The sequence below is a fragment of the Streptomyces sp. NPDC059649 genome, from assembly GCF_042734445.1.
Classification (GTDB): Bacteria; Actinomycetota; Actinomycetes; order Streptomycetales; family Streptomycetaceae; genus Streptomyces.
In genome coordinates, this window is sequence record NZ_JBHWDV010000118.1 from 1 (window position 1) to 3,136 (window position 3,136).

3 protein-coding genes are annotated in these 3,136 nt (G+C 75.4%); 2 read left to right on the forward strand and 1 reads right to left on the reverse strand.

Annotation, left to right across the window (positions count from 1 at the left end):
* Positions 1-74: 74 nt before the first annotated feature.
* Positions 75-1,244 (reverse strand): ROK family protein, encoded by a 1,170-nt coding sequence (locus tag ACFV1J_RS40260; protein ID WP_385866969.1) that lies wholly within the window; start codon positions 1,242-1,244, stop codon positions 75-77.
* A gap of 50 nt (positions 1,245-1,294) precedes the next feature.
* Here ACFV1J_RS40260 and ACFV1J_RS40265 point away from each other — a divergent pair, with 50 nt between their 5' ends.
* The gene (locus ACFV1J_RS40265) at positions 1,295-2,437 is read left to right on the forward strand and encodes a Gfo/Idh/MocA family oxidoreductase (protein ID WP_385866971.1); all 1,143 of its coding nucleotides are present in this window, start codon (positions 1,295-1,297) and stop codon (positions 2,435-2,437) included.
* Positions 2,434-2,922 carry a heme-degrading domain-containing protein gene (locus ACFV1J_RS40270; RefSeq protein WP_385866973.1) on the forward strand — a complete coding sequence of 163 codons (489 nt, stop codon included), beginning with the start codon at positions 2,434-2,436 and terminating at the stop codon, positions 2,920-2,922. Before ACFV1J_RS40265 ends, ACFV1J_RS40270 begins: the two co-directional genes overlap by 4 nt.
* Positions 2,923-3,136: the final 214 nt, after the last annotated feature.

Genomic DNA, 3,136 nt, shown 5'->3' on the forward strand with positions numbered 1-3,136 from the left:
GGTGGGGAACACGGCGTCCCTGCCCGCGCCGACCTCCCCCTCGTCAGCCCCCATCAGCCCCCATCAGCCCACCGTCATCCCCCTTCGCCGGTCTGCCGTACGGGCCGGGGGCCGCCGAAGAGCGGGGCGAGGACCAGCTCCGCCGCGCCGTCGGCGACCGTGCGGGCACCGCCGGGGGCGAGCGCCACGGACACCGCGGCGCGGGCGCCGGGGCCGCCGCGGGTGCGGGCCTGGGCGGCCAGCGCCCGGGACACCCCGGCCAGGAACTCCTCGGGGTGGTCGAGCACGGTGCGGCCGCCGAGCAGGACCCGGTCGATGTCGAGGAGTTCGACGAGATTGGCCGCGCCCACGCCCAGCGCCCGTGCGGCGCCCGGGAGATCACCGCGGGCCACCGCGGCCAGGCACAGCGCCTCTATGCAGCCCTGCTGTCCACAACTACAGCGCGGGCCGTCCAACTGGACGATCTGGTGGCCGAATTCGCCGGCGCCGGTGCGCGGGCCACGGTAGAGGCTGCCGCCCAGCACGAGACCGGCGCCGAGGCCGGTGCCCAGATGCAGATAGCCGAAGGAGCCCGCCCCCGCGGGCATGCCCTGTGCCAGGCCGAGCGCCGCGGCGTTGGTGTCCTTGTCGAGCACGGCGGGCAGGCCGAAGCGCGCGGCGAGGACGTCCCGCAGCGGGAAGCCGTCCCACTCGGGGGCGCCGGTGACGCGGTGCAGCACCCCCGCCGTGTGGTCCAGCGGGCCCGGGCACGCCACCCCCACGCCCAGCACCGGCGGCCCCGCGGCCTCGGCGAGCAGCGCCGCGATCTCCCGTTCGACGGTGCCGAGCACCTGCTCCTCGCCCGCGGTGAAGGCGAGCGGGGCGCGCCGGACCGCGAGCGCGCGGCCGGTGAGGTCGACGCGGACGGCGGTGAGCTCGTCGCGGTCCAGGTGCAGGCCGAGGGCGTGCCGGGCGCCGGGGACCAGCCGCAGGGCGGTGGCGGGCTTGCCGCCCGTCGAGGCGCGGCGGCCCGCCTCCGCGGCCAGGCCCTCGGTGCGCAGCCGCGCAGTGATCTTGCTGACGGCCTGCGGGGTCAGCCCGGTCTGCGCGGCGAGCTCCAGCCGGCTGACCCCCGCTTCCCCGGCCGCGCGCAGCAGCCCCAGCACCAGCGCGGTGTTGTGCCCGCGCAGCGCGGGGAGGTTGGCGCCCGCGGGCCCGGCGACGCCGCCGACAGAGGGAAAATCAGTGCTGCTCACACCCCCCATTGTCCGGCAGGGCTTGCACTTAAGCAACAGCGTTGCGTAAGTTGGTCGACATGAGTGAGACGAGCGAGAACAGCCGCACCGGCGCACCGCAGCGGAACGGCGCCTCCCCCGGCGACCCCCTGCGGGTCGGCCTGCTCGGCTACGGCCTGGCCGGCTCCGTCTTCCACGCCCCGCTGATCGCCGCCACCGACGGACTGCTGCTCGACACCGTCTCCACCGGCAGTCCGGAGCGGCAGGCACAGGCCCGCGCCGAACATCCGCAGGTGCGGACGGTCCCCACCGCCGAGGCGGTCCTCGACCGCGCCGCCGAGCTGGACCTGATCGTGGTGGCGTCGCCCAACAAGACCCATGTGCCGCTCGCCACCGCGGCGTTGGAGGCCGGGCTGCCGGTGGTCGTCGACAAGCCGCTGGCCGCCACGGCCGCGGAGGCCGACAAGCTCGCCGCGCTCGCCGCCGACCGCGGCCTGCTGCTCTCCGTCTTCCAGAACCGCCGCTGGGACAACGACTTCCGCACCGTCCGCAAGCTCATCGAGGAGGGCGCGCTCGGCGACGTCCAGCGCTTCGAGTCCCGTTTCGAGCGCTGGCGCCCGACCCCCAAGGGCGGCTGGCGCGAATCCGGCGACCCCACCGAGATCGGCGGTCTCCTCTACGACCTCGGCAGCCACCTCGCCGACCAGGCGCTCACCCTCTTCGGCCCGGTCGTCTCCGTCTACGCAGAGTCCGACGTCCGCCGCCCGGGCGCCGAGGCCGACGACGACACGTTCATCGCCCTCACCCACGCCAACGGCGTCCGCTCGCACCTCTGGGTGAGCGCCACCGCCGCCCTGCTGGGCCCCCGCTTCCGGGTGCTCGGCAGCAAGGCCGGCTACACCAAACACGGCCTCGACCCCCAGGAGGCCGCCCTGCGCGAGGGCCGGCGCCCCGGCGACGAGGGCATCGAATGGGGCGTCGAGCCGAAGTCCTGCTGGGGCCGGCTCGGCGCCGGGGCCTCCCCCCGGATGGGCGGCGGCGACCCCGTCCCCACCCTCCCCGGCGACTACCCCGCCTACTACGCCGCGATCGCCCGCGCCCTCCGCGAGGGCGGCGACCCCCCGGTCACCGCCACGGAGGCCGCAGCCGCCCTCCGCGTCCTGGAGGCCGCAAAACGGTCGGCGGCAGAGGGCTGCACGGTCCCGATCGAGCCGGGCGCATGAGCGCCCCCGCCACCGAGGACGAGGTGCGCGCACTGGAGGCGCACGAACGGCACCTGGTCTTCGAGACGTTCGGCAACGACGACGCATGGGAACTGGGCTCGCTGCTCGTGAAGCTGGCCCGTAACCGCGGCGCCGAGGTCACGATCGGCATCCGGCGCGGCGCCCAGCAACTCTTCCACTGCGCCCTGCCGGGCACCTCCGCCGACAACGACGCCTGGATCGCCCGTAAATCCGCCGTCGTCGAGCGCTACGCGGAGTCCTCCTTCCTCGTCGGCGCCCGGTTCCGCGCCAAGGGCCGCACCTTCGAGGAGTCCTCACGACTGGACCCGGACCGGTTCGCCGCACACGGCGGCGCATTCCCGATCCGCGTGCGCGGCACGGGCGTCGTCGGCGTCGTCGCGGTCTCCGGCCTACCCCAGGCCGCCGACCACGAGCTGGTGGTCGCCGGCCTGAACCAATTCCTCGCGGGGCTGCTCCCCACGTAACGCTGCGCTTGGCTTGGCCTCCCACGTAGTCGTCTGCGGCGCCGCGGGGCACTGCGCTTTGCGGTTCCTCCCACGTACCTGGCCGTCCCGCCGCGGGGCTCGCTCGCCGTTGCCGCTTTGCGGCGCCCCGCACGTACCCGTCTTTCCCGCCGCGGGGCTTCTCGCCGTTGCGTGCTTTGCGGCGCCGCGTACGTTGTCGGCCGTCCCGCCATCG

Excerpts from the sequence above, each read along its gene's own strand:
- ACFV1J_RS40265 (WP_385866971.1), top strand. The coding sequence starts at position 1,295 with ATGAGTGAGACGAGCGAGAACAGCCGCACCGGCGCACCGCAGCGGAAC.
- ACFV1J_RS40260 (WP_385866969.1), bottom strand. The coding sequence starts at position 1,244 with ATGGGGGGTGTGAGCAGCACTGATTTTCCCTCTGTCGGCGGCGTCGCC.
- ACFV1J_RS40270 (WP_385866973.1), top strand. The coding sequence starts at position 2,434 with ATGAGCGCCCCCGCCACCGAGGACGAGGTGCGCGCACTGGAGGCGCAC.